Origin of the sequence: Sphingomonas naasensis (assembly GCF_004792695.1) — a bacterium.
Taxonomy (GTDB): Bacteria; Pseudomonadota; Alphaproteobacteria; order Sphingomonadales; family Sphingomonadaceae; genus Sphingomonas; species Sphingomonas naasensis.
In genome coordinates, this window is record NZ_SRXU01000002.1 from 417,407 (window position 1) to 443,083 (window position 25,677).

General features: G+C 67.5%; 26 protein-coding genes. 11 read left to right on the plus strand and 15 right to left on the minus strand.

Annotated features, from left to right (window positions below; all coding sequences use genetic code 11):
• Window position 1: 1 nt before the first annotated feature.
• Together E5A74_RS06955 and E5A74_RS06960 are read left to right on the plus strand one after the other, a co-directional pair.
• The gene (locus E5A74_RS06955) at window positions 2-1,597 is read left to right on the plus strand and encodes a DHA2 family efflux MFS transporter permease subunit (RefSeq protein ID WP_135983525.1); all 1,596 of its coding nucleotides are present in this window, start codon (window positions 2-4) and stop codon (window positions 1,595-1,597) included.
• A 55-nt stretch (window positions 1,598-1,652) separates the two neighbouring features.
• Window positions 1,653-3,458: a methyl-accepting chemotaxis protein gene (locus tag E5A74_RS06960; RefSeq protein ID WP_240699707.1), complete on the plus strand. Its 1,806-nt coding sequence runs from the start codon at window positions 1,653-1,655 to the stop codon at window positions 3,456-3,458.
• 153 nt (window positions 3,459-3,611) lie between these two features.
• Here E5A74_RS06960 and E5A74_RS06965 read toward each other — a convergent pair whose 3' ends face one another.
• The 3 genes from E5A74_RS06965 to soxR form a co-directional block, all read right to left on the minus strand.
• Window positions 3,612-4,640 carry an aspartate-semialdehyde dehydrogenase gene (locus E5A74_RS06965; RefSeq protein WP_135983526.1) on the minus strand — a complete coding sequence of 343 codons (1,029 nt, stop codon included), beginning with the start codon at window positions 4,638-4,640 and terminating at the stop codon, window positions 3,612-3,614.
• A gap of 269 nt (window positions 4,641-4,909) precedes the next feature.
• Entirely contained in the window at window positions 4,910-7,141 is a 2,232-nt protein-coding gene (locus E5A74_RS06970; protein WP_135983527.1) for a S9 family peptidase, read from the minus strand.
• Between the two features lie 85 nt (window positions 7,142-7,226).
• A complete protein-coding gene (gene soxR, locus E5A74_RS06975; RefSeq protein WP_240699708.1) occupies window positions 7,227-7,703 on the minus strand; it encodes a redox-sensitive transcriptional activator SoxR in 477 nt (158 codons plus the stop codon).
• Window positions 7,704-7,783: 80 nt separating this feature from the next.
• Here soxR and E5A74_RS06980 point away from each other — a divergent pair, with 80 nt between their 5' ends.
• Window positions 7,784-8,161, plus strand: coding sequence for a VOC family protein (locus E5A74_RS06980; protein WP_135983529.1), 378 nt, complete (start codon window positions 7,784-7,786; stop codon window positions 8,159-8,161).
• A 20-nt stretch (window positions 8,162-8,181) separates the two neighbouring features.
• Here E5A74_RS06980 and E5A74_RS06985 read toward each other — a convergent pair whose 3' ends face one another.
• Window positions 8,182-8,766, minus strand: a complete 585-nt coding sequence (locus tag E5A74_RS06985; protein ID WP_135983530.1) for a CGNR zinc finger domain-containing protein — start codon at window positions 8,764-8,766, stop codon at window positions 8,182-8,184.
• 88 nt (window positions 8,767-8,854) lie between these two features.
• On the opposite strand from E5A74_RS06985, the gene E5A74_RS06990 reads away from it, so the two are divergent.
• Window positions 8,855-9,361 (plus strand): lipocalin-like domain-containing protein, encoded by a 507-nt coding sequence (locus E5A74_RS06990; protein WP_135983531.1) that lies wholly within the window; start codon window positions 8,855-8,857, stop codon window positions 9,359-9,361.
• Between the two features lie 268 nt (window positions 9,362-9,629).
• Here the strand turns inward: E5A74_RS06990 and rplS are convergent, their stop codons facing one another.
• Genes rplS through E5A74_RS07005 form a run of 3 tightly spaced genes read right to left on the minus strand, consistent with a single transcriptional unit; the run spans window position 9,630 to window position 11,202 of the window.
• Window positions 9,630-10,019 (minus strand): 50S ribosomal protein L19, encoded by a 390-nt coding sequence (rplS, locus tag E5A74_RS06995; RefSeq protein ID WP_135983532.1) that lies wholly within the window; start codon window positions 10,017-10,019, stop codon window positions 9,630-9,632.
• Complete coding sequence (gene trmD, locus E5A74_RS07000) at window positions 10,016-10,753, minus strand: tRNA (guanosine(37)-N1)-methyltransferase TrmD (RefSeq protein ID WP_135983533.1); 738 nt, start codon at window positions 10,751-10,753, stop codon at window positions 10,016-10,018. Before trmD ends, rplS begins: the two co-directional genes overlap by 4 nt.
• Window positions 10,754-10,791: 38 nt before the next feature.
• Window positions 10,792-11,202: an SRPBCC family protein gene (locus E5A74_RS07005; protein WP_135983534.1), complete on the minus strand. Its 411-nt coding sequence runs from the start codon at window positions 11,200-11,202 to the stop codon at window positions 10,792-10,794.
• Between the two features lie 114 nt (window positions 11,203-11,316).
• Between E5A74_RS07005 and E5A74_RS07010 the strand changes: the two genes are divergently transcribed.
• The 3 genes from E5A74_RS07010 to E5A74_RS07020 all read left to right on the plus strand — a co-directional run bounded on the left by E5A74_RS07010 (window position 11,317) and on the right by E5A74_RS07020 (window position 15,320).
• Window positions 11,317-11,916 (plus strand): bifunctional transcriptional activator/DNA repair enzyme AdaA, encoded by a 600-nt coding sequence (locus E5A74_RS07010; RefSeq protein WP_240699709.1) that lies wholly within the window; start codon window positions 11,317-11,319, stop codon window positions 11,914-11,916.
• A gap of 128 nt (window positions 11,917-12,044) precedes the next feature.
• A complete protein-coding gene (locus tag E5A74_RS21115) occupies window positions 12,045-14,312 on the plus strand; it encodes a carboxypeptidase-like regulatory domain-containing protein (RefSeq protein WP_135983536.1) in 2,268 nt (755 codons plus the stop codon).
• Window positions 14,313-14,414: 102 nt separating this feature from the next.
• Window positions 14,415-15,320, plus strand: a complete 906-nt coding sequence (locus E5A74_RS07020; RefSeq protein WP_135983537.1) for an NAD(P)/FAD-dependent oxidoreductase — start codon at window positions 14,415-14,417, stop codon at window positions 15,318-15,320.
• Here E5A74_RS07020 and E5A74_RS07025 read toward each other — a convergent pair.
• Genes E5A74_RS07025 through ffh form a run of 7 tightly spaced genes read right to left on the minus strand, consistent with a single transcriptional unit; the run spans window position 15,317 to window position 20,308 of the window.
• Entirely contained in the window at window positions 15,317-16,141 is an 825-nt protein-coding gene (locus E5A74_RS07025) for a TIGR04222 domain-containing membrane protein (protein WP_135983538.1), read from the minus strand. The two genes, E5A74_RS07020 and E5A74_RS07025, sit on opposite strands and share 4 nt — an antisense overlap.
• Before the next feature lie 6 nt (window positions 16,142-16,147).
• The gene (locus tag E5A74_RS07030; protein WP_135983539.1) at window positions 16,148-16,723 is read right to left on the minus strand and encodes a glycine-rich domain-containing protein; all 576 of its coding nucleotides are present in this window, start codon (window positions 16,721-16,723) and stop codon (window positions 16,148-16,150) included.
• 58 nt (window positions 16,724-16,781) lie between these two features.
• Window positions 16,782-17,504, minus strand: a complete 723-nt coding sequence (locus E5A74_RS07035) for a metallophosphoesterase family protein (protein ID WP_135983540.1) — start codon at window positions 17,502-17,504, stop codon at window positions 16,782-16,784.
• Complete coding sequence (rimM, locus tag E5A74_RS07040) at window positions 17,501-17,974, minus strand: ribosome maturation factor RimM (protein ID WP_135983541.1); 474 nt, start codon at window positions 17,972-17,974, stop codon at window positions 17,501-17,503. Before rimM ends, E5A74_RS07035 begins: the two co-directional genes overlap by 4 nt.
• Window positions 17,975-17,995: 21 nt before the next feature.
• Window positions 17,996-18,145, minus strand: a complete 150-nt coding sequence (locus tag E5A74_RS20870; protein WP_166745680.1) for a hypothetical protein — start codon at window positions 18,143-18,145, stop codon at window positions 17,996-17,998.
• A 57-nt stretch (window positions 18,146-18,202) separates the two neighbouring features.
• A complete protein-coding gene (gene rpsP / locus E5A74_RS07045) occupies window positions 18,203-18,787 on the minus strand; it encodes a 30S ribosomal protein S16 (protein ID WP_135983542.1) in 585 nt (194 codons plus the stop codon).
• 33 nt (window positions 18,788-18,820) lie between these two features.
• Window positions 18,821-20,308, minus strand: a complete 1,488-nt coding sequence (gene ffh, locus E5A74_RS07050; RefSeq protein ID WP_135983543.1) for a signal recognition particle protein — start codon at window positions 20,306-20,308, stop codon at window positions 18,821-18,823.
• Window positions 20,309-20,589: 281 nt separating this feature from the next.
• Between ffh and E5A74_RS07055 the strand changes: the two genes are divergently transcribed.
• Window positions 20,590-22,215, plus strand: a complete 1,626-nt coding sequence (locus E5A74_RS07055) for a putative bifunctional diguanylate cyclase/phosphodiesterase (RefSeq protein ID WP_135983754.1) — start codon at window positions 20,590-20,592, stop codon at window positions 22,213-22,215.
• Here E5A74_RS07055 and E5A74_RS07060 read toward each other — a convergent pair whose 3' ends face one another.
• Window positions 22,216-22,794 carry a DUF924 family protein gene (locus E5A74_RS07060; protein ID WP_135983544.1) on the minus strand — a complete coding sequence of 193 codons (579 nt, stop codon included), beginning with the start codon at window positions 22,792-22,794 and terminating at the stop codon, window positions 22,216-22,218.
• Here E5A74_RS07060 and mtaB point away from each other — a divergent pair.
• The 3 genes from mtaB to E5A74_RS07075 are packed head-to-tail and all read left to right on the plus strand — an operon-like array spanning window position 22,794 to window position 25,604.
• The gene (gene mtaB / locus E5A74_RS07065) at window positions 22,794-24,017 is read left to right on the plus strand and encodes a tRNA (N(6)-L-threonylcarbamoyladenosine(37)-C(2))-methylthiotransferase MtaB (RefSeq protein ID WP_135983545.1); all 1,224 of its coding nucleotides are present in this window, start codon (window positions 22,794-22,796) and stop codon (window positions 24,015-24,017) included. The two genes, E5A74_RS07060 and mtaB, sit on opposite strands and share 1 nt — an antisense overlap.
• Entirely contained in the window at window positions 24,014-24,961 is a 948-nt protein-coding gene (gene ftsY / locus E5A74_RS07070) for a signal recognition particle-docking protein FtsY (protein ID WP_135983546.1), read from the plus strand. Before mtaB ends, ftsY begins: the two co-directional genes overlap by 4 nt.
• Window positions 24,962-24,980: 19 nt before the next feature.
• Entirely contained in the window at window positions 24,981-25,604 is a 624-nt protein-coding gene (locus E5A74_RS07075) for a septation protein A (protein ID WP_135983547.1), read from the plus strand.
• The last annotated feature ends 73 nt before the right edge of the window (window positions 25,605-25,677 follow it).

Here is a 25,677-nt window from a genome sequence, read left to right on the forward strand (position 1 = left end):
CATGGCGACGGCAGCCACCGGCGGCGCCGGCAGGGCGCCGGCCGCCGCGCCTCCGGTCCCCACGGCCGGGGGCGCTGCCCTTCCCGTAAAGTACAAGGGCCTGCTCACGCTCGGCGTCATGATGGCGACGATCATGCAGATCCTCGACACCACGATCGCCAACGTCGCGATCCCGCACATGCAGTCGCAGCTCGGCGCGACGCGCGACACGATCAACTGGGTGCTGACCAGCTACATCGTCGCCTCGGCGATTGCGATCCCGATCACCGGCTGGCTGTCGGACCGGATCGGCTCGCGCAATCTGTTCCTGCTCTCGACGGTGGGCTTCGTCATCGCCTCGGCGATGTGCGGCGCGGCGCAGACGCTTGAGGAGATGGTCGCCTTCCGCATCCTCCAGGGCATCACCGCGGCGTTCCTCAACCCGCTCAGCCAGACCGTGATGCTCGACATCAACAAGCCGGCCGACCAGCCCAAGGCGATGTCGATCTGGGGCATGGGGATCATGGTCGGCCCGATCATGGGCCCGCTGATCGGCGGCTATCTCACCGACAATTTCAACTGGCGCTGGGTCTTCTACGTCAATCTGCCGGTCGGCGCGGTGTGCATCGCGATCCTGTGGTGGCTGCTGCCCTCGCGCCCGATCCGCAAGCGCAGCTTCGACGCCTTTGGCTTCTCGCTGCTCGCGATCGGCATCGCCTCGCTCCAGTTGATGCTCGATCGCGGCCAGGATCAGGACTGGTTCTCCTCCACCGAGATCTGGGTCGAGATGCTCGTCGCGGTGATCGCGCTGTGGATGTTCTTCGTCCATCTGTTCACCGCGAAGAACCCGATGTTCGAGCGCGAGCTGTGGCGGCACCGCAACCTCGTCACCGGCATCTTCTTCATGCTGGTGATCGGCCTCGTGATGATGGCGACGATGGCGCTGCTGCCGCCGATGCTGCAGAATCTACACGGCTATTCGGTGTTCCAGACCGGCATGCTGCTGATGCCGCGCGGCGTGGGCGTGGTGATCACCATGTTCGCGGGCGCGCAGCTGATCCAGCGCGGCTGGCTCGATCCGCGCTGGTCGGTCGGCATCGGCCTCGCCATCGCCGCCTTCTCGCTCTGGGAGATGTCCGGCTGGACGCTGATGATGGGCAGCACGCCCTTCATCATCTCCGGCTTCGTCCAGGGCCTCGGCCTCGGGCTGGTGTTCATGCCGCTCAACGGCCTCGCCTTTGCCGGCCTGCCCCCGCATTTCCGCACCGAAGGGTCGAGCCTGCTCAATCTGACGCGCAACATCGGCGCGTCGGTGGGCATCTCGGCGGTCAGCGCGATCCTCGCGCAGAACATCCAGCGCAGCCACCAATATCTTGGCGAACACGTCACCGAGAGCACGATGAACGGCGTCGGGGCGATCGCCAGGCAGCTCGGCGCCTCGGGCGCGATGGTCACCGGGATGATCGATGCCGAGGTCAACCGCCAGGCCGCGATGATCGCCTATCTCAACGACTTCTGGCTGATGGCGATCGTCACCGCGGTCAGCGTCCCGCTGGTGCTGCTGCTCCAGAAGCCCGGCGGCAAGGTCGAGAACGATCCGGCGGCCGCCGGGCACTGAGCCCTCACCCGGATAACCCTCTATAAGGAAAGCAAACCCTGCGCTCTTCCCGCGCATGCTTTCCTTCGAGGCCTCGATGTTCGCCAAGTTCAATACCCTGCCGCTCGCCTCCAAGACGACCGCGCTGACGATCGCCGCGCTGCTGGCGCTCGCGCTCACCGTCTTCGTGATCGCCGATCGCTCGATCATGGCGGAGGCCGGCCGGCAGGCCGCCGACCGGCAGGAAACCAACATGCGCGTCGCATGGGACGTGCTGCGCCGCGACGGCGCCGAGTTCCGCGCCGATGGCGACGCACTCTATGTCGGCGACCGGAAGCTCAACGACTGGACCCAGCCGGTCGATCTCGTGAAGACTCTCGTCGGCGGCACCGCGACGATCTTCCGCGGCGACAAGCGCATCACCACCAACGTCACCAAGCCCGACGGCACCCGCGCGGTCGGCACCAATCTCGCCGCCGGCCCCGCGCACGACGCCGTGCTCGGCAAGGGCGAGCCCTTTCGCGGCGACGCCGACATTCTCGGCCGCGCCTTCTTCACAGCCTATGATCCGATCAAGGACAAGGACGGCAACGTCATCGGCGTGCTCTATGTCGGCATCCCCAAGGACGAAGCGCTCGCTGCGGTCTCGTCACTGCGCTGGTCGATGGCGATCGGCGTGCTGCTCGCGACGCTGGTCATCGCCGGTGCGATCTTCGCTTTGAGCCGCGCGATGTTTCGTCCGCTCGGCACGATGAACGCGGCGATGCAGGATCTCGCAAAGGGCGCCACCACGATCGAGATCCCCGGCCGCGAGCGCCGCGACGAGATCGGCCACATGGCCGCGGCGCTGGGCAGCTTCCGCGACGCGGCGATCGCCCGCGCGCGCATCGAGGCGAGCAGCCGCGAAGCCGATGCCGAGCGCCAGACCGCGATGGCGGTGCTCAACCAGTCGCTCCGTCGCGTGTCCGCCGGCGATCTCGGCGCAACGATCGATGCCGGCTTCCCGGCGAGCTATGCCGAGCTGCGCACCAACTTCAACGATGCGCTGGGCAACCTCTCGGCGCTGGTCGGCACCGTGCTCGAGAGCACCGATGCGATCCGCAGCGGCTCGACCGAGATCGCCACGGCTTCGGAAGACCTCGCCCGCCGCACCGAAGGCGCCGCCGCCAGCCTCGAGCAGACCGCCGCCGCGGTCACCCAGATGAACGGCCGGATCGGCGAGACCGCCTCTGCCGCCACCCGAACCGTCGAGCGCGCCGACCGTGCCATCTCGGTGGTCGACACCGGCCGCGCAGTCGCCGACGACGCCGTTCAGGCGATGGGCCGCGTTGCCGAGAGCACCAAGGGCATCGACGGCGTGATCGAAGGGCTCGACAAGATCGCCTTCCAGACCCGCGTTCTCGCGATGAACGCCGCGGTCGAGGCCGGCCGCGCCGGCGAGGCGGGCCGTGGCTTCGCGGTCGTCGCCGATCTCGTCAGCGCGCTGGCGATGCGTGCCGAAGAGGAAGCCGGCCGGGCCCGCGACCAGCTCACCGCCACCCAGACCGACATCGTCTCCGCGGTCGACGCGGTCGAGAAGGTCGACTCGGCGCTGTCCGAGATCGTCGGCACGGTTGGCGAGGTCCACGGCCTGCTCGCGACGATTGCCACCGACAATTCGGCCCAGTCGACCGCGATCGGCGAGATCAGCACCGCGATCGGCGCGATGGACCGCTCGACCCAGCAGAATGCCGCGATGGTCGAACAGACCTCGGCAGCGGCGCGCAACCTCTCCGATCAGGTCGAGCGCCTCGCCGAGCACGCCCGCGCCTTCCGCGTGCAGGAAACGCGCGGCGTGCGCCGCGACGTCTTCGAAGTCGCCGGGCCGACGACGGCGCAGTAATTCTCCCCTCCTTGTAAGGGAGGGGTCAGGAGTGGGTGCGAGCCGAAGGCAAGCCCTCCGCCGCTTCGCCAAAGAAGAAAGGTCGGGGCATCGAGCCCCGACCTTTCTAACCCACCCCTTGATCCCTCCCTTGCAGGGAGGCGAAATTCGAGATCAGGCCGCCTTCTTCAGATGCCGCCGGCCGAGCAGCTCGGCGATCTGCACCGCGTTGAGCGCCGCGCCCTTGCGTAGATTGTCGCTCACGCACCACAGGCTCAGACCATTGTCGACGGTCGAATCCTCGCGGACGCGGCTGATATAGGTCGCATATTCGCCGACGCATTCGATCGGCGTGACGTATCCGCCGTCCTCATGCTTGTCGACGAGCATCACCCCCGGCGCCTCGCGCAGGATGCTCTTGGCCTTGGCGGCCGAGATCTCGTCCTCGAACTCGATGTTGATCGCCTCGGAATGGCCGACGAACACCGGCACGCGCACGCAGGTCGCGGTGACCTTGATCTTGGGATCGAGGATCTTCTTGGTCTCGACCACCATCTTCCACTCTTCCTTGGTCGAGCCGTCGTCGAGGAAGCTGTCGATGTGCGGGATCACGTTGAAGGCGATCTGCTTGGTGAACTTCTTGGGCTCGGCCTGATCGCCGACGAAGATGTTGCGGCTCTGCTCGAACAGCTCGTCCATCCCCGCCTTGCCCGCGCCGGAGACCGACTGATAGGTCGCAACGACGACGCGCTTGATCTTGGCGGCATCGTGGAGCGGCTTCAATGCGACCACCATCTGCGCGGTCGAGCAATTCGGGTTCGCGATGATGTTGCGCTTGGTATAGCCGTCGATCGCCTCGGGGTTCACCTCCGGCACGATCAGCGGCACGTCGGGGTCCATCCGGTAGAGCGACGCATTGTCGATCACCGTGCAGCCCGCCGCGGCGAACTTGGGCGCATATAGCTTGCTGCCCTCGGATCCGATCGCGAAGAGCGCGATGTCCCAGCCGGTCGGATCGAAATGCTCGATATTCTGGACCTTGAGCTTCTTGCCGGTCTCGCCGAAATCGATCTCGTCGCCCTGGCTGCGCGCGGAGGCGAGCACGGCGAGCTCGTCGATCGGGAATTCCCGCTCGGCGAGGATGTTCAGCATTTCGCGCCCGACATTGCCGGTGGCGCCTGCGACCACGACACGGTAGCCCATTTTCGTCCTTCCATCAGGGTCGTCGCACGTCCGGCGACGAAGGGTTCATTGGTGGTAGATGTGGTGGAATGCCAGCGCATTCCAGTTGCTTCGAAGCAAAGCTGTGCTTTGCGCGCCCGACGCTCAGGCGCGTTTGGTAATTCGCGTGCTAGTTCGCGTTTTTCGAAGCATGGCGCGCCCCTAACAGAACGAAAGCTGCGTGGCGAGGGGCAATCCGGATAATTTTCGGAAAGCGCGCCGGCCGTCGATTAAGACGACCGGCCTGCGCCTCAGTGCTTCGTCTCGCCGAGATGCCGGTCGAGGAAATCGAAGATCGTTCCCCAGAGATGTTCGCTGATTCCCGGCCCGCCGACCCGATGCGTGTGCCCCGGATAGAGCATCATCTCGAAGGGCACCTTCTGCTGCTGCAGCGTCGCGGTCATCGCCGTGGTGTTCTCGAGCACGACATTGTCGTCGGCCATGCCGTGGAGGATCAGCAGCGGATCGGTGATCTTCGCGGCATCGGCGATATTGTCCGACGCCTTATAGGCCTCCGGCACCTTGTTGGGATCGCCCATGTACCGCTCGGTATAGTGGGTGTCGTAGAGCTCCCATTTGGTCACCGGCGCGCCTGCGACCCCCGCGGCGAACACCCCCGGCGCCTTTTCGAGCATCTTGAGCGTCATGTAGCCACCATAGGACCAGCCATAGGTGACGATCTTGCCCGGATCGACGAAGTCGAGCGTCTTGAGATAATTGGCTCCGGCGACCTGATCCTCGACCTCGACCGAGCCCATCGCGTGCCAGATCGCGTCCTCGAACGCCTTGCCGCGATTGGCCGAGCCGCGATTGTCGATCTGGAACCAGATATAGCCGCGGTCGACGATATACTGCTGCAGCGCCCCGCCCCACGCCTTGCTCACCGTCTGCGAGTGCGGTCCGCCATAATGCTGGAAGAACACCGGGTAACGCTTGCCCGGCTCGCGCTTGGGGGTGACCATCTCCCAGTGGAGCGTGGTGCCGTCGGGGCCCTTGATCGTCCCGAAGGTGCGCTCGTGGTGGCCGGCGAGATAGGCGTTATAGGGGTGGTCCGCCGCGGTCACGGCGTTCTCGTTGACCCAGGCGATGCGCTTGCCCGCCGCGTCGGCGAGATAGACCTGCGTCGGCTGATCGGTGTTCGAGCGCGTGACGATCGCGCGCGTGCCCGCCGGATCCATCACCGCGCTGTTCCACCAGCCCGCCTCGGTCAACCGGGTCACCGCGCCCGGCTTGCGATAGCTCGCCACATAGAGATGGCGCTCGAGCACGCCGTCCCTGTTGCCGAGGAAGAACACCCGGCCATGGCCCTGATCGATCCCGACGACGTCGGGGGTGACTTCCCACGCGCCCTTGGTCAGCTGGGTCCATTTGCCCTTGGCGAGGCGATAGAGATGGCCATGGCCGTCGCGCTCGGACCACCAGATCAGGCTGCCGTCATCGAGCGGGGTCAGCGCGTTGGAGAGGTTTACCCAGCTTTTCGGCCCGGACTTCTCGCTGAACAGCACCGAGGATTTGCCCGTCACCGGATCGACCGCGAGCAGATCGAGTACCGTCTGGTCGCGGTTCTGGCGCTGGACATAGAGCGTCGTGCCGTCACGCGACCAGTCGACGCGGGCGAGATAGATGTCGGTCTCGCTGCCGAGATCGACCTTGACCTTCTCGCTGCCGTCGGGGCGCATCACATAGAGCGCGACCAGCGCGTTGGGCGTGCCGGCCTTGGGATAGCGCTGCTGGTAGATGTTGGTGCCCTCGGCGCCGATCGCGGCGCGCGTGACGATGCCGACCGGCGCCTCATCGAAGCGCTCGACCGCGACGCGGCTATCGTCGCGCGCCCACCAATGGCCGGTGAAGCGATCCATTTCCTCCTGCGCGACGAACTCGGCCTCGCCCCAATGGACGGTGTCGGCGCCGTCATCGGTCACGCGCTTCGGCGTGCCGGTGGCGAGGTCCATCACGAACAGATTCTGATCCTGGACATAGCTGGCGAACTTGCCGCCCGGGCTCACCACCGCGTTGAGCTTGGGACCCGCCGCGGCGGCGAGCCTCGTCGCCTGGCCGTCGAGCCGCGCGAGATACAGCTCGCCGTCGAGCGGAACGAGGATCGACTGCGAATCCGCCGACCAGTCATAGGAGACGATGCCCTTGGTCCCGCCGATGCGCGCGCGCTCGCGCTGCATCTTCTCGGCCTCGGAGAGCGCGGCGCCGGTGCCCAGCTTCTTCGAATCAACCAGCATCCGCCATTCGCCGGTGCGCGTGTCCATCGCCCACAGGTCGAAGCGCTCCTTGTCGTCGGCGCGGTTGCGCAGCAGCGTCACCCATTTGCCGTCGGGCGACAGCGTCAGCTTGCGCGGCGTGGTGCCGGCGAGATCGGGGCTGGCATAGACGCGCTCGAGCGTCAGCTCCTTGCCCTGCGCCATCGCCTCACTGGCCATCAGCGGTGCACCCAGCGCAACCAAAGCCAATCCCAGCACCCATCTACGCATTCCCGTTCTCTCCGGAGCTCGCGCCCGGCGGATGCGGGCGAACCCGCCTTATTGCGGGCCGCGGGCTTCGGGTAAAGGCCTGCGACTATTCGAGATTGAGCGCGACCTTGCGCGAGACGAGGATGAAGCGCGGCCCCGCCCCGTTCGCCGCCGCGCGATCATCGGGATTGTAGAGCGCGCATTTGCGCAAGGACAGACAACCGCAGCCGATGCAGCCGTCGAGATCGTCGAGCGTGCGCTGGAGCTGGGCGACGCGCGTCTCGATCACCTGCCGGAAGCCGCGGCTGATCCGCTTCCAGTCGGCCGCGCTCGGCGCGCTGCCCTCGGGAAGCTTACCCAACTCGGCGGCGATCTGCGGCAGGGTGAAGCCGAGCTGCTGCGCGATCAGCGCGAACGAGACGCGGCGGATATCGGCGCGCAGGAAGCGGCGCTGATTGCCCGAGGTGCGGATCGGATGGACCAGCCCCTTGCGCTCGTAGAAGCGCACCGCCGACACCGACAGTCCGGTGCGCGCCGCCAGCTCGCCGATCGTCAGCAACTCGTTTCCGCGGTTTCCCGGCACCGTGATTTTCCCGCTTGACCTAAACCTAGGTTGAGGTTGTAGCTGCTTGCGGCATGGCCTCCAACCGGGAAAGGGACTCCATGCCGCAGCCTTATATCGAGCACGTCAATCTCACGGTCCGCAGCCCCGAGCGCACCGCGAAGCTGCTCGCCGATCTGTTCGACTGGCATATCCGCTGGGAAGGCCCGGCGCGCGACAATGGCCGCACCATCCATGTCGGCGACGAACGCACCTATCTCGCGGTCTACACGCCGCCAGAGGCGCCCGACGATTCGGTCTTCGAGAAGGGCCGCCCGCTCAATCATGTCGGCATCCTCGTCGACGATCTCGACGCCATCGAGCGACGTGTGGTCGCGGCCGGGCTCGTGCCCTTCGCCCACGTCGATTACGATCCCGAGCGCCGCTTTTACTTCTTCGATCACGACGGCACCGAGTTCGAGATCGTCAGCTACGCATGAGCCGGACGCCGGACTGCCGCTCAGCCGCCGTCGCGCTTGCGGCGGCGGAATTCCGCCACCTTGGCCTTGTTTCCGCAGCCTTTCATCGAGCACCAGCGCCGGTCGCCGCCGCGCGACGTGTCGAGGAACAGCAATGCGCAGCCCTCCGCCTCGCATTGGCGGATCCGCGCGCGATCGCAGCCGCCGAGCAGCAACACCGCCTCGCGCGCGAGGAGCGCGAGCAGCGCCGCCGCATCGCCGTGCCAATGCGCCTTTTGCCGCGCGTCGAGCTGCGGCACCGCGGCGAGCGCGCCGGCGAGACGATTGAGCGTCGCGATGTCGTCCCCGCTCGGGGCCCTGCCTCCGATCTGCGCGTCGGCGAGCGCATAGATCGCCTCGCGCAGCGCCCGCGCCGCCATGAGCGCGTCAGGGGATACCTCTGGCAGCGCCTCCGCCATGCCCGCCGCCGTCAGCCAGCGCGCGAGATCCTCGGGCGTGGCGAGCAATTCGCGCGGATCCGGCTTCAGCCGGCGCGCGCGGGTCGCGGTGAAATCGAGCGCGACGTGCCCGCCGCGGAAGCGGAAACCGTCACGCAATTCGCCTTCGTTCGTGTCGCGCAGCGCCATGACACCTCGTTGACAGGTTACCACCAATGCTGCAAGCACGCTCGCGTAACCTACATAACAGGTTACTAGCAAAAATAGGAGTTGGCGGATGAAGATTGCTCTTTTGGCAGGGGCGCTGTCGCTCTCGGCAGCCGGCGGCGGCGCGGTTCCGCCCGCCGAGCCGTCCCTCTCGCTCGCCGGGACCTGGGCGCTCGATTCCGCCTATGAGATCCTCGCCGACGGGCGGCGCGTGACCCATTACGGCGCGCATCCGCGCGGCTTGCTGATCATCGATGCGGCGGGTCGCTACAGCCTGCAGATCTTTCGGCCAGACCGGGCGCGCTTCGCGGCCGGAGACAAGACCCGCGGCACCGCCGACGAATATCGCACCGCCGCGCTCGGCTCGAGCACGCATTATGGCCGGGTGCGCCTCGACCCGGCGAAGCACCAGATCATTTTCGCAATCGAGGCGGCATCGTTTCCCAACTGGGAAGGCCGCGAGCAGGTGCGCGACTATGAATATCGCGACGGCGTGCTGCGCTATGCCGTGCCCGCCAGCGCCTCGGGCAATGGAACCACCGCATTTTCGATCTGGCGCCGCGTCGCGGAACGGTGACGCAAGTTCAGCCGCCGGCCTCGCTTCGGTCGGGACCGTAACGATCGGGCCGCGCAGTCGCGCATAGCCCTTCGCAGCGGCGCGGCTTTCGCGTCGCCTATGGGGAGAATAACATGGCGGAGGATTTCCACGGGCCCGATTGGATCGAGCATCGGCAGCTGCTGTTCGACGCCCTTGACGGCCTGATCGACCGGATCTTTCGCAGGCAATGAAAAAGGGCGCGGTGACCATCGCCACCGCGCCCTTCCCTGTCTCGAAAAGCCGAAGCTTATTCGGCGGCCTCAACCTCGGTCGGGCGCACGTCGCGACGCTCGGCGATACGCGCCGACTTGCCGGTGCGGCCGCGCAGATAATAGAGCTTGGCGCGACGGACGACGCCGCGGCGGACGACCTCGATCGAATCGATGTTCGGCGAATAGAGCGGGAAGACGCGCTCGACGCCCTCGCCGAACGAAATCTTGCGGACGGTGAAGCTGCTGCCCATGCCCTTGTTGGCGCGCGCGATGCACACGCCCTCGTAGTTCTGGACGCGGGTGCGCTCGCCTTCGACGACCTTCACGCCGACCTTCAGCGTATCGCCGGGGCGAAATTCCGGAATCTTCTTCGCCTCGTTGAACTTGGCGATCTGCTCGGCTTCGAGCGTCTGGATGACGTTCATGACTTGTCGTTCCTGTTTCGTCGCCGCGCGCCAGAGGGAGGTTGAACCCGAGCGCCCTCATGGCGCTCCCAAAGGTCCGGCCTCCTTAGCCGTGTGTCGGTCTCGGCCTGAGCGCGTCGCCAGGCCTCGATCTTCGCATGATCCCCCGATCGCAGCACTTCGGGGATCGTGCGCCCTTCCCATTCAGCAGGTCGGGTATATTGCGGATATTCGAGCAGCCCCGTTTCGAAGCTCTCGTCCACACCGCTGGAAGGCGCGCCCATTACTCCGGGAAGCAGCCGAATGCAAGCATCGAGAAGCGTCAGCGCCGCCATCTCGCCGCCCGACAGGATATAATCGCCGATCGACACCTGTTCGATGGCGCGCGCCTCGAACAGCCGCTCGTCGATCCCCTCGAAGCGGCCGCACAAAATCGTGACGCCCTCGCCCGCCGCCAGCGCCCGCACACGCTCCTGGGTCAGCGGCGCACCGCGCGGGGTCATCGCCAGCACCGGACGGCCGGGCGCGACGCTGTCGAGCGCCGCCGCGATCACGTCGGCGCGCATCACCATGCCCGCGCCGCCGCCTGCCGGGGTGTCGTCGACCGAGCGGTGCCGGTCGGTCGCGAAGTCGCGGATCTGGACGGTCTCGAGCTCCCACCGCCCCTCGCGCAATGCCCGGCCGGCAAGCGAGATACCGAGCGGCCCCGGGAACATCTCGGGATAGAGGGTGAGGATCGTCGCAGCGAAAGCCATGCGCGCGTTTCGCGCCCATGCGCCGCTTTGGCAAGCGCTCAGCCGCGGCCGTCGCCGCTCTCGAAATGCGCCTTCATGCAGGCAAGCCCCTGCGCCATCATCGGCGAGACTCGCCCGGCGAGCGAATCGGGCAGCAGGTCGGCGGTCCAGACCACCTGCGTGCCCTCCGGCGCCTCGGTCACCTGCAGCACGCCGTTGTGGTGCTCGAATGCCTTGATCGCCCAGACCATCCGGCGGCGATCATCGTCGAGCGACACTATCGTCTCGTCGGCCACCGCGCCGCTGGCGAAGGTCACCCGGCGTACCGGCGCGCCCTCGACCGCGAGCATCTCGGTGGCGACGACGAAGCCGGGAACCAGCTGGTCGTGCAACCGGTCGATTGCACGCGCGGCGGCCCAGATCGTATCGGGATCGGCCCCGATGAACACTTCGTGATGAATCGATGCCATGATCGTCGCTCCGCTGCTGTCGCGCAATCGACTAGCGCGCCGCCGCCGGCCGCGCTGGCAGAAATCGGACGCGATCATCGCCGCCGAGCGACAAGCATCGCGACAGTGACTATGATGCCATCGATGACGCCCTCGATCGATCCGGAGCGCGACCTCGACTTCGCCCTGTGCGAGCGGGCGCGCCATGCGCGCGATCCGGCGTTCGACGGAGTGATCTTCATCGCCGTCAAATCGACCCGCATCTATTGCCGCCCGGTCTGCCCGGTGCGTCAGCCGCTGACCCGCAACGTCCGCTACTATCCGAGCGCCGCGGCGGCGGAGGCAGCCGGGTTCCGCCCCTGCCTGCGCTGCCGACCCGAGACCGCGCCGCACTCGCCCGCGTGGAACGGCACGCGCGCGACCGTCGACCGCGCGCTCCGCCTGATCGAGCAGGGCGCGCTCGACGAAGTCGGGGTCGAGGCACTTGCCGGCCGACTGGGCATGGGCGCGCGCCATCTCACCCGGCTGTTCCGCCGCTATCTCGACACCACGCCGATCGCCGCGGCACGAACCGCCCGCATCCAGCGCGCCAAGCGGCTGCTCGACACCACCGATCTGGGCATGACCGAAATCGCGCTGGCGGCGGGCTTCGGCAGCGTGCGATCGTTCAACGCCGCCTTCCAGCAAGTCTATCGCGCCCCGCCGGGTGCGCTCAAACGGCGCGGCCTGCGCTAGCACCCGTCCCGCGCTGAAGCCGCCGCGACCGGCTTCGTCGCGCCCTGCTGGTCTTCGTCGAATATCCGTTGGTTCACGCCCCTGCGCCGAAGCAGCACCGCGTCCAAAGCTTTCGACGGGAGCGAAGAATGCATCGCGCGAGATTGGTTCGGATAGTTCTGGTGGTTTTGGGGGCCATGCTCGGCACATGGGCGATCGCGCCCGCCGCCCAGCAACAGCCGACCCCCAACGTCCTCGAGGGTCACATCGTAGACGACAAGGGCAAGCCCATCGAAGGGGCCGAGGTCTACGCGACTTTTCAATCGAATCCCGGCCAGCACGTCAGCAGACAATTGTCGACCAAAAGCGGCCCCGACGGCTACTATTCCATCACGTTCAATTCCAGTCACCCCGTAGGCACATGGTCGGCAAGTGCCCAGGCGGATTACGGAAACTGGCGACTTTCGCTGCTCCCGAGCAGCGACGCGGTTTTTGCCGGAAACGCCGGCGCGATCCGCGACTTCAGGCTCGCCTTCGTGGAGAAGGCGCCGGGCTTTCCCTATGGGATCGGCGGCAAGGTCCGCATCGACCACGGCATCAATCAGTTCTTCAAGTTCGAAAATGTCACGCTCACGCTTCAGCCCGTTGGCGGCGGACAAGCGGTCACGCGTACGCTCCGCGAAATGGACTCTTCGGGCTTTGCGACGGGCCTGCGTCCCGGGCCATACAAGATATCGGCGGCAATCGGCGCATCGCCAGTGCTGTTGAGCACCGATCTCTCCGATGGCAATTTCAAGAGCAGCTACACGGGCGACTTCACCCCCGTGATGTCGGATATCTACGAGATTCACCTCTACGCCAAAGCAAGCTCCGGCGGATCCGCGCCGCCACCGGGCGATCCTGCGCCGGTGCCGTTTCCCGATACGGACGACGGCTTCACCCGGACCGGCGTGCCGCCTCAGGATCTCGGCAACTGGCAGGTGCGGTCGACGCGTGTCTTCTATCGCCCGACGGAAGACGGCACCACGCCCAATGTCGTCGTCGCGTTCTACGCGAGGAACAATGCTCTGCTACCACAGATTGTCGATAGTTCGTTCCGTCTCGCGCTCAACGGAGCGAGCACCTATGCGCCCACGGGCATGCAGTATCAGACAAACGCCGTCACTCGGTCTCCCGCACCGGCCGCTCTGATCTCCTCGATTGTTCCCCTCACGCCCCAGAGCCGCTCGCTCAAAATCGGCGAGGAAGTGGCGGTCTATGCGTCGTTCCGCGTCGATCCCGCAGCCCTCCCCGCGCTCAAATCGGCCAAGATAACCGCTATCAGCAAGGCAGGGCCGCTTCTGAAGGTCAACGAGACGAGCACGACCATCGCATTGCCGGCGGCGCCCCCAACCAGCGGGCAAAAGCCGAGGGAAACGCCAACCCCGGCCCCTGCCCCGACACCGCCCCCCGCACCAACGCCAACCCCTACCCCCGCGCCGACGCCCGCCCCAGCGCCCACGCCGGACACCTCCGGTGACCCCATCCCGGTCCAGGGGTCGGTCTCCAATCTCGGGCGCTGGTCGGTGCGGGTCACCGAAGTGCACTACAAGACACCTACGAGCATGACCGTCAGCATCACGGCGAGGAACAGGTCGGTTACGTCGCTGTCGCCTTTGTCCGTGCTGGACTTCACGCTCCAGGGCCGGGGAGCGACCGCCGCGAAGCACGTCACCTATGGCCAGACGTTCCCGGTCAAGGCGCTGCAGGAAGTCGTCATGACCGCGTGGTTCGATCTCCCGCGGGCCGATCAGGAAGCGGTCAATGCGATCCTCGTCAAGGAACTCGCCCAGCCCAAGCAGGGACTGTTGGTGAAGGCGCAACCCGAGACGAGCGTTCGCATCCCGGTCCAGCCGCGCGCCAAAGCGAGCACGCCGCCGGACGCGGGGAAGACGAGCACTCCGGCCCCGGCGCCCGCACCCACGCCCACACCGGCGCCTGCGCCCACACCGGCGCCCCGGCCGACGCCTGCGCCGGCCAAAGAGACGACGACGACGGTCGGCGGCGGCTTCCGCAACACCGGCTATCTCTTCACCCGGCTCGATGCGGTCCGGCGCGGCGCCGACGGCGCGGTGGAGGTCACCTTCACGATGCGGAACGATCAGAATGTTCGCCGCAGCATATGGAACAACGACAATAGCTGGACTCTGATCGGCTCCGACGGCCTGTCCTACAAATTTGACGGCAACGACTATGGCCGGGACAGCTCCGATCGGCGGACGACCTCGACCTGGCTGGAAAAGGGTGATGCCAACGTCATCACCTATGTCTATCGGAAGGTCCCCGCCGGGGTGAAACCGGCGCGTCTGATCGTGCGCGACTATTATGGAAAGATCATCACCGAATACGACCTTGCTTCGGGGGTGGGCACGCCCTGATTTCGACGCGCCCGCTTTCTCCGTTCGCGGGGAAAGCGGGCCGCGGGCGATCCATCGACGCCGTCGCGCGCTAAATCGGCGCAACGTGCGTTAAGACGCCCCATGGACGACTGCATCATCATCGGCGCGGGCCCCGCCGGCCTCACCGCGGCGATCTATCTCGCCCGTTTCCATCTCCGCATCCGCCTGTTCGATTGCGGCTCGAGCCGCGCCGCGCTGATCCCGTGCACCCACAATCACGCCGGCTTTCCCGATGGCATCTCGGGCAAGGAGCTGCTCGCCCGCATGGCCGAGCAGGCCGAGAAATATGGCGCCGAACGCGAGCTCGCCGAGGTCACCGCGCTCCGCCCCGCCGAGACCGGCTTCATCGCCCGTGTCGGCGCGCGCGACTATCCCGCCCGCGCGATCCTGCTCGCCACCGGCGTGGTCAATCATCGCCCTGCGATGGACGACGCGCTCCACGCGGAGGCGCTGCGGCGCGGGCTGCTGCGCTATTGCCCGATCTGCGACGGCTATGAAGTCACCGACAAGCGCGTCGGCGTGATCGGCACCGGCGATCGCGGCACCAACGAGGCGCTGTTCCTGCGGGGCTATTCGACCGACGTGACCCTGATCGCGCCCGAAGCCGAGCACGACCTGCCCGAGGACCGCACCGCCGAGCTCGATGCCGCGGGCATTGTCCGCGTCGACGGCCCGTGTGGCAACTATGCGATCGAAGGCGATCGGCTCGCCTTCGACACCGCGCAGGGCCGCATGGCGTTCGACAGTGTCTATCCCGCGCTCGGCTCGCGCATCCGCTCGGGCCTCGCGATCCAGGCGGGCGCGCGCGCTGCCGAGGACGGGTGCCTCGAGGTCGACGACCACCAGCGCACCTCGGTCCCCGGGCTGTTCGCGGCGGGCGACGTCGCCAAGGGGCTCGACCAGATCAGCCATGCGATGGGCGAGGCCGGCGTCGCCGCCACGACGATCCGCAACATGCTCGCCGAGCAACGCCCGCTGCGGCGCTAGCCGCCGCAGCCGCCGCAGCCCCCGCCGCCGCACCCGCCTCCCCCGCTGCCGCCATCGCCTCCCCCGCTCGAGCCGCTGTCGTTGCTCGCCATGCGCATGCGGTGGAAATCGCCCCAGGCCGAGCCGACCAGCACCGTCGTGCCGAACAGCGCCACGGCGAGATCGGTCTCGCCGCGCGCCGGGGCGCGGCGCATGCGTTCGGAACGGGCGCGCTCGCCGGCAAGGAGCTCGCGTCCGGCCCGCGTCGCCCGCTCCACCGCGACGAAGCGGATCACCGCGAACACCGCAGTGACGAGCAGCAGCATCGTGAGATACCCGACCGGCCGCCCGCGCGCCTCGCCGATCTGAAGCTTGGTCCAGCCGAAGGCGAGCAGCAGGAAATAGGGCGAGGTCTGCCAGAAACGCAGTTGCAGCGCGGTCCAGCCATCGATCAGCAATCCGTCGGCGATCAGCCGCGCGCGGATGGGATCGGCATGGCGTCCCACGGCGCGGGCGACTTGCCCCCAGCTGGCGGGTTGGGGAAGCGCGAGCACGCTGCGCTCGGCGGGGCTGCCGGCACCCAGCCCGCCCGCGACGAACTTGTCCTTGCCGTCCATCGCCAGCTGGCGGTTCTCGAGCAGACGGGTGGTCACCGCGTCGGCCAGCCGCGCGCTGCCGCCGGCGAGGAAGGCGATCTGATCGGTATCGGTCTTGCGCGGCACCCTGCCCTCGGGCCTGAGCCAGCGCGGAATGAGGAAGCCGGCGATGATGGTGAGAACCAGCAGCAGACCGTAGAGTTGGAGAAACGGCCCGCCGGTAAGGTCGAAGGGTCCGAGCGACATAAAGTCCTAGCTCCTCAGCAAGAGAACTCCCAGCGCCAGCACCGACAGCACTGCGAGCAGCAGCGCGATCGGGACCAGCTTGCGGGAGACGATGATCGCGTCGCGCGGATGCACGCGGCGCGCCTTGTGGTCCTCGTTCAGCCGCCGCGCCGCGTCGGGCCACAGATCCGCGGGCGGCGGGCCGAAGACGCGCTCATAGCTTCGCAGCGTCTCGGCATATTGAGTGAAGTAGCGATGCTGCTCGTCGCTGCCCCCGGCGGTCGGGCCGTGGTGCAGCGCGCGGCCGAGCACTTCGGGGCAGAAACGCTCCCAATAGTCCCGGCTATAGGTGAGATGGAGGTGCCACGCCTGGTCGACCTGATCGGAGGGCGTGACCGGATGCCCCGCGGTGACGGCGAGGAAGCAGAAGCGCTTATACTCCTCGATCACGCGCTCGGCCTCGGCCCGGCTCCAGCCATTCTCGCGCGCCAGCCGCGCGGCAAAAGGCAGCGCCGCGTCCTGGGGTCCGATGGAGTAACGGGAGAGCGCCGACCAGATCGGGTGGTCCAGCGTGTCGGCGGGAAGACCAGAGGCCTTGCGCATCTAAATACCCATTAACACGATGGGTATTAAATTGCAAGAAATATCGTTCGGGACCGCGTCATGGCTTGCCGGTCAGCAGCGCCCGCGCCCAGTCCTCGCGGCCTTCGCGCCCGGCCTTCGCAGCGGCGGCGGCATGATCATAGTCGACGCCACGGAAGCGGACCTCGACGCCCTCGACGATCGCATAGCGGGCGCGCGGATCTTCGCCTTCGACGACATAGGGCAAGGGGTGATCGTCATGAAATCCCTGCAGCCCCACGCTGCCGGGATTGGCCACGCATCGGCCGTCGGCGAGCCGCTCCAGCCCCGGAATATGCGAATGCCCGCACAGCGTCAGCAGCTCGCGCCGATCGCCCAGCCGCTCGGCAATCTCCGCCGCGGTTGCGCGGCGAAGGCCATCGGCGTCGACCGTCTCGAGAAAATGCTCGACGTCGCTGCGCGGCGTGCCGTGGCACAGGAAGAGCCCGTCGAGCGTCAGCGTCTCGGGCAGCGCGGCCAGCCACTTGTGTTGCGCCTCGGACAGTCGCGGCAGGGTGAATGCGTCGGACGCGTTCATCCGCTCGGGCGCGACGTGGAGCAGTTGCCGCTCGTGATTGCCGGCGATCGTCGGCCAGCCGCGCGCGATCAGCCAGTCGGCGGTCTCCGCCGGCCAGAGCGGACCCGACAGGCTGTCGCCGAGATTGAGGAAACGGGTGCACCCCTGCATCGCGGCATCGGCGGCGACCGCTTCCAGCGCGGGCAGATTGCCGTGGATATCGGACAGGACCGCGACGCGGCTCACGCGATGAACCCGGAATCCACCACCAGCCGCGCATCGTTCCACTCGGGCACCGCCTCGGGCCGCATCGGCACCATGAAGCGCTTGCCGTCGAGTCGCTCGATCTCGAGCACGTCACCGGCGCCGTAGTTGTCGATCGCCACCACCGAACCGATCGCATCGCCGTCGGTCGAGGTCACGGCGAGGCCGAGCAGATCGACATGATAATATTCGCCCTCGCCGAGCGGCGGCAGCGCCGAGCGCGGGACGGTGAGCGCGGTACCGCGCAGCGCCTCGGCGGCGTTGCGGTCGGCGACCTCGGCGAAGCGCGCGATCGCGCCATTGGCACCGTGCCGCACGCTCTTCAGCGTCAGCGCCCCGCCGTTGAACGTCTTGTACGCGCCGATATCGTCGGCGAAGACCTTGAGGCGGACCTCGCCGGCGATGCCGTGCGCGCCGATGATCGCGGCAAGCGTGACGGGGCGCTCGCTCATCGCCGCCCCGCCGCGCCGGGCTCAGCCCTCGGGCGAGCCGGGCTGGTGTGACGGCGCGTCGTCGCCGCCTTCCGCAGGCGCGTCGGCAGACGCACCTGCAGGGTTGGTCCGGGTGTCGCCGGGGTTCTCACGATCCTCGGTATCCGGACCGGTTTCGGGTTTGCTGGCCATCGCGCTTTCCTTGGGACGGATCTGGTCCGACAGAACGCACGATGGCCGGCAAGTGCCTCAGCCTTCCGACTTTTCTTCGGCGGCTTCGGCCGGAGCCTCGGCAGCGGCTTCCGCGGCGGGAGCCTCTTCCGCAGTCGCTTCGGCGGCCGGAGCCTCCTCGGCGGCAGGCGCGGCTTCCTCGGTCACTTCGGCGGGAGCCTCGGCAACTTCCTCGGCGGCCGGAGCGGCTTCCTCGACGGCGGGCTCTTCAGCGACCGGCTCGGGCGCCGGCGCGGCGGCTGCCTCGGCAGCGGCTTCCTCGGCGGCCTTGGCCTTCTCGGCACGCTCTTCAGCGCGCTCGACGGCCTTCTCGCCCGGCTTGCCCTTGTTGGGGTTGTTGCGCGCGGTGCGCTCCTTGACGCCGATGACGTCGAGGAAACGGGCGACGCGGTCGGTCGGCTGCGCGCCGACGCTCAGCCAATGCTTGGCGCGATCGCCGTCGAGCACGACGCGCTTCTCGTCGTCCTTGCCGAGCAGCGGGTTGTAGGTGCCGATCTTCTCGATGAACTTGCCGTCACGCGGCGAACGCGCGTCGGCGATCACGATCCGGTAATAGGGACGCTTCTTCGAACCGCCGCGCGAGAGACGCATAGAGAGTGCCATTACAAATCTTCCTTCTTACAATCTGAGTTCAAGTTACTTTTTTTTCAGGAAATTCTCGAAACCGGGCGGGAGGTTGGCGCCGCCGGGAAGCCCCGGGAGGCCGCCGCCCATCTTGCCCATCATCTCGCCCATCTCGGCGCCGCCGAGCGCGTTGCCGACACCCGAGAGCCCGCCACCGGGGCCGCCCTTGCCGAGCATGCCCAGCATGCCCTTCAGGCCACCCATCTTCTTCAGCCGCTTCATCGCCGTCTGCATCTCCTGATGCATCTTGAGCAGCTTGTTGACGTCCTGGACGGTGGTGCCGCTGCCCTTGGCGATGCGGATCTTGCGCTTGGCGTTGAGCAGCTCGGGCTTGGCGCGCTCCTTGGGCGTCATCGAAGTGATCATCGCGTCCATGCGCAGCAGGATCTTCTCGTCGACCGCGCCCGATGCCATCGCCGCCTGCGCCTTCTTCATGCCGGGGATCATCCCCGCCAGCGCGCCGAGCCCGCCCATCCGGCGCATCTGCGCCAGCTGCGCGCGCAGGTCGTTCATGTCGAACTGGCCCTTGGCGAGCCGGCTCGCCATGCGCTCGGCATCTTCCTGCTGGATCGCCTCGGCGGCGCGCTCGACCAGCGACACGACGTCGCCCATGCCGAGGATGCGGCCGGCGACCCGCTTGGGATGGAAGGGCTCTATCGCGTCGAGCTTCTCGCCGACGCCGGCGAACTTGATCGGCTTGCCGGTCACCGCGCGCATCGACAGCGCCGCGCCGCCGCGCGCATCGCCGTCCATCCGGGTGAGGATCACGCCGGTGAGCGGCACCTGCTCCGAGAAGCTCGATGCGACATTCACCGCGTCCTGGCCGGTCAGGCTGTCGACGACGAGCAGGATTTCGGCAGGGTTGGCGATATCCGCCACTGCCTTCATCTCGTCCATCAGCGCCTGATCGACGTGGAGGCGGCCGGCGGTGTCGAGCATCAGCACGTCGAAGCCCTGCAGCTTCGCGGCGCTCAGCGCGCGCTTCGCGATGTCGACCGGCTGCTGCCCCGCGACGATCGGCAGCGTCGTCACTTCGGTCTGGGTGCCGAGCACCGCCAGCTGCTCCTGCGCCGCCGGACGATTGACGTCCAGCGAGGCCATCATCACCTTCTTGCCCTGCGCCTTGGCGAGCAATTTGGCGAGCTTGGCGGTGGTGGTGGTCTTGCCCGAGCCCTGCAGACCGACGAGCATGATCACCGCCGGCGGCGTGACGCCGATCTCGAGCTCGGCGGTGTCGCTGCCGAGCATGTCGACCAGCGCGTCGTGGACGATCTTGACGACCTGCTGACCGGGGGTGACCGAGCGCAGCACCTGCTGGCCGATCGCCTGCTCAGTGACCTTGTCGACGAAATCGCGCGCCACCGGCAGCGCGACATCGGCCTCGAGCAGCGCGATCCGCACTTCGCGCATCGCGGTGCGGACGTCGCCCTCGTTGAGCGCGCCACGCCCGCGCAGCCGCTCGAAGACGCCGCCTAGCCGATCGCTCAGACTGTCGAACATGGGACCCAGATCACTCCAAATTCACGAGCCGACCCGCCAAACGCAAAACGCGCCGGCGGACGAAACCTCGTCGGCCGGCGTCACCTCGATGGGTGGCATCGTTTCGCGTTCCGTGGGAACGGTCGGGGGCGCACATAACGACAGATGACGGGCAACGCAACCTCGCAGGCGGCGACGCGCGCCGAATCAGGCCGGTAAGGTTTCGGAAAGCTCCGTATTTAACCTGATTTACACCCTCAAAAGCGAAAACGGTGCGTCAATTAGGGGGCGTGCGTCTGGTCATGTCGCTGGATCTCGAGGAAGACATGATGCAAGTCCGCGCGCCGCGCCCCAGCCTGCTCACCGGCGCGATCAGCGTGGCGGCGATCCTGCTGTTCGTCGGGATCGGCAGCTCGGTCCTCTCGCAAACGCTCCAGCATCACTTCCAGGGTGGCGAGCCCGCCAGCCAGCCGCTGGTCATCGCGCTGCTGCTCAACGTCGCGCTCATCCTGTTCGGCTGGCGCCGCCACTCGGCGCTCAGCCACGAGCTCGAGATCCGCGCCGCCGCCGAGGAGCGTGCCCAGCAGCTCGCCAGCCGCGATCCGCTGACCGGCTTCCTCAATCGCCGCAGCCTCGCCGAGGAAGGCGCCGCGATGTTCACCCGCGCCCAGCGCCGCCGCCGCGCGATGGCGCTGGTGATGCTCGATCTCGATCACTTCAAGACGATCAACGACATGCACGGCCACGCCGTGGGCGACGCGCTGCTGCGCGCCGTCGCCAGCGAGATCGCGCATTTCATGCCGCCGATCGCGCTCACCGCGCGGCTGGGCGGCGACGAGTTCGCCTGCGGCTTCCTGTTCGATCCCGCCGAACCGGTCACCGTCGAGCGCATCGCCGAGAAGCTGGTCAGCCGCATGGCCCAGCCCTTCGAGGCCGAGGGCCTGCGGCTGCACATCAGCTGCTCGCTCGGCATCGCCCGGTCGGACTTCGATTGCACCGGCATCGACGCGCTGATGCGCGCCGCCGATATCGCGATGTACCAGGCCAAGAAAACCGGCCGCAACCGCTTCGCCTGGTTCGATCAGTCGATGGAGCGCGAGCTGCAGGTGCGCAACGAGCTCGAGAGCGGGCTGCGCCTCGCGATCCCGCGCCAGGAAGTCGTCCCCTATTTCGAGCAGCAGATCGATCTCGCCACCGGCCGGCTCCACGGCTTCGAGGTGCTCGCGCGCTGGGAGCATCCGACCCGCGGCACGATCAGCCCCGAGCTGTTCATCCCGATCGCCGAGGAAACCGGCATGATCGGCGATCTGTCGCTGTCGATCATGCGGCAGGCGCTGCTCGCCGCGCGCGATTGGGATCCCGGCCTGCGGCTGTCGATCAACGTCTCGCCGTGGCAGCTCCGCGACGCGTGGCTCGCGCAGAAGATCATCAAGGTCCTCACCGAAACCGGCTTCCCCGCCAACCGGCTCGAGGTCGAGATCACCGAGAGCGCGCTGTTCGACAACCTCGCGCTCGCCCAGTCGATCGTCGGCAGCCTCAAGAATCAGGGCGTCCATCTCGCGCTCGACGATTTCGGCACCGGCTATTCGTCGCTCGCGCATCTCCGCGCGCTGCCCTTCGACCGGATCAAGATCGACAAGAGCTTTATCATGTCGCTCAACGAGAGCGCCGATTCCGCCGCGATCGTCAATGCGATCGTCAGTCTCGGCGAGAGCCTCAACCTGCCGATCACCGCCGAGGGCGTCGAGGATGCCGAGATCGAGGCGCGGCTGCGCGCGCTCGGCTGCGCCAAGGCGCAGGGCTGGCACTATGGCAAGCCGCTTTCGATCGCAGGCGCACGCCGGCTGCTCGCCGAACGCCGCCTGCTCCGCGGCGCCGTCGCCACCGAAACCCCGGTCCAGGTCAGCGGCCAGCGCCTCGCCGGCTGATCACCACCCTGCACCCGGCTGGCGCAGATATTCCTCTTCCTCCGGCGTCGGCGTACGCCCGAGCGCCGCGTTGCGGCTCGGAAACCGCCCATAGCGCGCGATCACCTCGGCATGCTGGCGGGCATAGTCGAGCGCTTCTTCCTGCCCCAGCGATGCGTAGCAGCTCAGGCTGACCGCCTGTAGCTCGCGGTTCTCGGCATGCTCGAAGGGCAGATAGAGGAACTGGCGCTGCGGCTCGGTCATGTCGCGGTCCCAGCCGCGCTCGACCGCGAGGCTCGCCAGCTCCTGCGCCACCGGATCCGCGGCGAACGCCTCGGGCGTGCCGCGATGGACGTTGCGGCTGAACTGGTCGAGCAGGATCACCGCGGCGAGCAAGGTGCGCGGCTCGTCGCGCCAGCCGGCGGCGCGGCTGGCGAGCACCTCGCGCCGCAGCGCCTCGAACCGCTCGCCGATCATGCGATCGAGCTCCTCCGACCCCGCGAACCATTGTTCGGGCATCAGGCCCTCGAACCAGAAGCCGAGCACTTCCTCGGCCTTCACATGGACTTCCGACGCCGCGGCTCCTAGATCGCTCGCCAATGCCCGTCTCCTCTCCGCAGATCATCAATATGGGTTGCCGCCTCAACCTTGCCGAGGGCGAGTCGATCCGTGCGTTGCTGGCGGGACGTGACACGATCGTGATCAACAGCTGCGCGGTGACCAACGAAGCCGTCAAGCAGACCCGCCAGGCGATCCGCCGCGCACGCCGCGAAAAGCCCGACGCCGAGCTGGTCGTCACCGGCTGCGCCGCGCAGATCGATCCCGCCAGCTTCGCGGCGATGCCCGAGGTCAATCGCGTGATCGGCAATGCCGAGAAGCTCAAGTCCGAAGCTTGGGAAGCTTACGACGCGGTCCTCGTCCAGGACATCATGGCGGTGCGCGAGACCGCGCCGCATCTCGCGGCGAGCTTCTCGACGCATGCCCGCGCGTTCGTCGAGGTCCAGAATGGCTGCGACCATCGCTGCACCTTCTGCGCGATTCCCTATGGCCGCGGCAACAGCCGCTCGGTCCCCGCCGGCGCGGTGATCGATCGCGTCGCCGCGCTCGCCGCCAATCATGGCGAGGTGGTGCTCACCGGGGTCGATCTGACCAGCTACGGCCCCGACCTTCCCGGCAGCCCCAGCCTCGGCCAGCTCGTCGAGCGCATTCTCCACCACGTGCCGCAGCTCCGGCGCCTCCGCCTGTCGTCGCTCGACGGCGTCGAGATCGACGATCGGCTGTTCGCGCTGCTCACCCAGGAACCGCGGCTCCAGCCGCATGTCCATCTCTCGCTCCAGGCCGGCGACGACATGGTGCTCAAGCGGATGAAGCGCCGCCATGGCCGCGCCGAGAGCGTCGCGCTGGTCGAGCGGCTCAGGGCCGCGCGCCCCGAGATCGCGATCGGCGCCGATCTGATCGCCGGCTTCCCCACCGAGGACGAAGCGATGTTCGCCAACACCCGCGCGCTGATCGACGATTGCGACATCGTCCACGCGCATATCTTTCCCTACAGCCCGCGCGCCGGCACCCCCGCCGCGCGGATGCCGCAAGTCGAGCCGGCGATCGTCAAGGCGCGCGCCGCCCGGCTGCGCGAAGCCGCGGCCGCGCGCCGTTCGCGCTGGCTGCAAAGCCTGATAGGCAGCGCCCAGCAAGTGCTGGTAGAGCGCCCCGGCGATCGCGGCCATGCCGGCAATTTCGCCGAGGTTCGCGTGCCGCCTTCCGAAACTGGAGAAATCGTGACTGTGACCATCAAGGCCGTGCAGGAGGGGAAGCTGATCGCATGAGCACCAATCCCTCGTGGCACAACAAGCTGCTCGGCGGTTTCAAGAAGACCTCGGACCGGCTGCTCGGCAATCTCGCCGGCCTCTCCGGCGCGCGGCTCGACGATGCGACGCTCGACGATATCGAGGAAGCGCTGATCGCCTCCGATCTCGGCCCCGGCACCGCCGCCAGGGTTCGCGCCCGCCTCGCCGAGGGGCAATATGAGCGCAACATGGAGGAGCTCGGCATCCGCCTCGTCGTCGCCGAGGAGATCGAGAAGGCGCTCGCTCCGGTCGCGAAGCATCTCGAGATCGAGGCCTTCCCCCGCCCGCAGGTGATCTTGGTCATCGGCGTCAACGGCAGCGGCAAGACCACGACGATCGCCAAGCTCGCCAATCTGCTGATCGAGCAGGATTACGGCGTGATGCTCGCCGCCGGCGACACCTTCCGCGCCGCGGCGATCGGCCAGCTCAAGACCTGGGCCGAGCGGATCGGCGTGCCGATCGTCACCGGCCCCGAAGGCGGCGACGCCGCGGGGATCGTGTTCGAGGCGGTCAAGCAGGCGACCGCCACCGGCATCGACGTGCTGATCGTCGACACCGCCGGCCGGCTGCAGAACAAGCGCGAGCTGATGGACGAGCTCGCCAAGATCCGCCGCGTGCTCGGCCGGCTCAACCCGGCCGCGCCGCACGACGTGGTCCTCGTCCTCGACGCCACCACCGGCCAGAACGCGCTCAGCCAGATCGAGGTGTTCAAGGAAGTCGCCGGCGTCACCGGGCTCGTCATGACCAAATTGGACGGCACCGCGCGTGGCGGCGTCCTCGTCGCCGCGGCCGAGAAATACGGCCTGCCGATCCACGCGATCGGCGTCGGCGAGAAGGTCGACGATCTCCGCCCGTTCGACGCCAGCGAAGTCGCCCGCATCATCGCCGGGGTGGACGAGCTCGTCTCGCCGCGGTCGCGCTGAGCCTGTTATGGAAACCCCGATGAACCAGACCGCTCCCCGCACCCCGCTCGCGCCCGGCCTGCGCATGCTGATCGATTTCGGCCCGCTCGCGGTGTTCTTCCTCGTCAACAGCTATGCGCCCGGCCTCCAGATCCAGCGGATCATGACCGCGACGGTGGCCTTCATGGTCGCGATGGCGGTGGCGATGGGGCTCAGCTGGTGGAAAGCGCGGCATATCTCGCCGATGCTGTGGATCACCGGGGCGCTGGTGCTCGTGTTCGGCAGCCTGACGCTCTGGTTCCACGACCAGACCTTCATTCAGATCAAGCCGACGATCGTCTACACGATGTTCGCGGTGATCCTCGGCTATGGCCTGATCGCCAGGAAGCCGCTGCTGCAGATGCTGCTCGAGACCGCCTATCCCGGCCTTTCCGCCAAGGGCTGGCGGCTGCTGACGATCAACTGGACCGGCTTCTTTGTCGCGATGGCGACCCTCAACGAAGTGATGCGCCAGGTGCTGAGCTGGGACCAGTGGGTCACCTTCAAGACCTGGGCAGTGATCCCGCTGACCCTGGTCTTCGCGATGCTCAACATCCCGATGCTGCTCAAGCATGGGCTCCAGCTCGACAAACCCGAAGACACACCGCTCCCGCCGGAGGGGTAATCCCTCTCCCATCGGGAGAGGGAGGGAGCCGCGAAGCGGCGGAAGGGTGAGGTTCGATACCAGCCCTCACCCT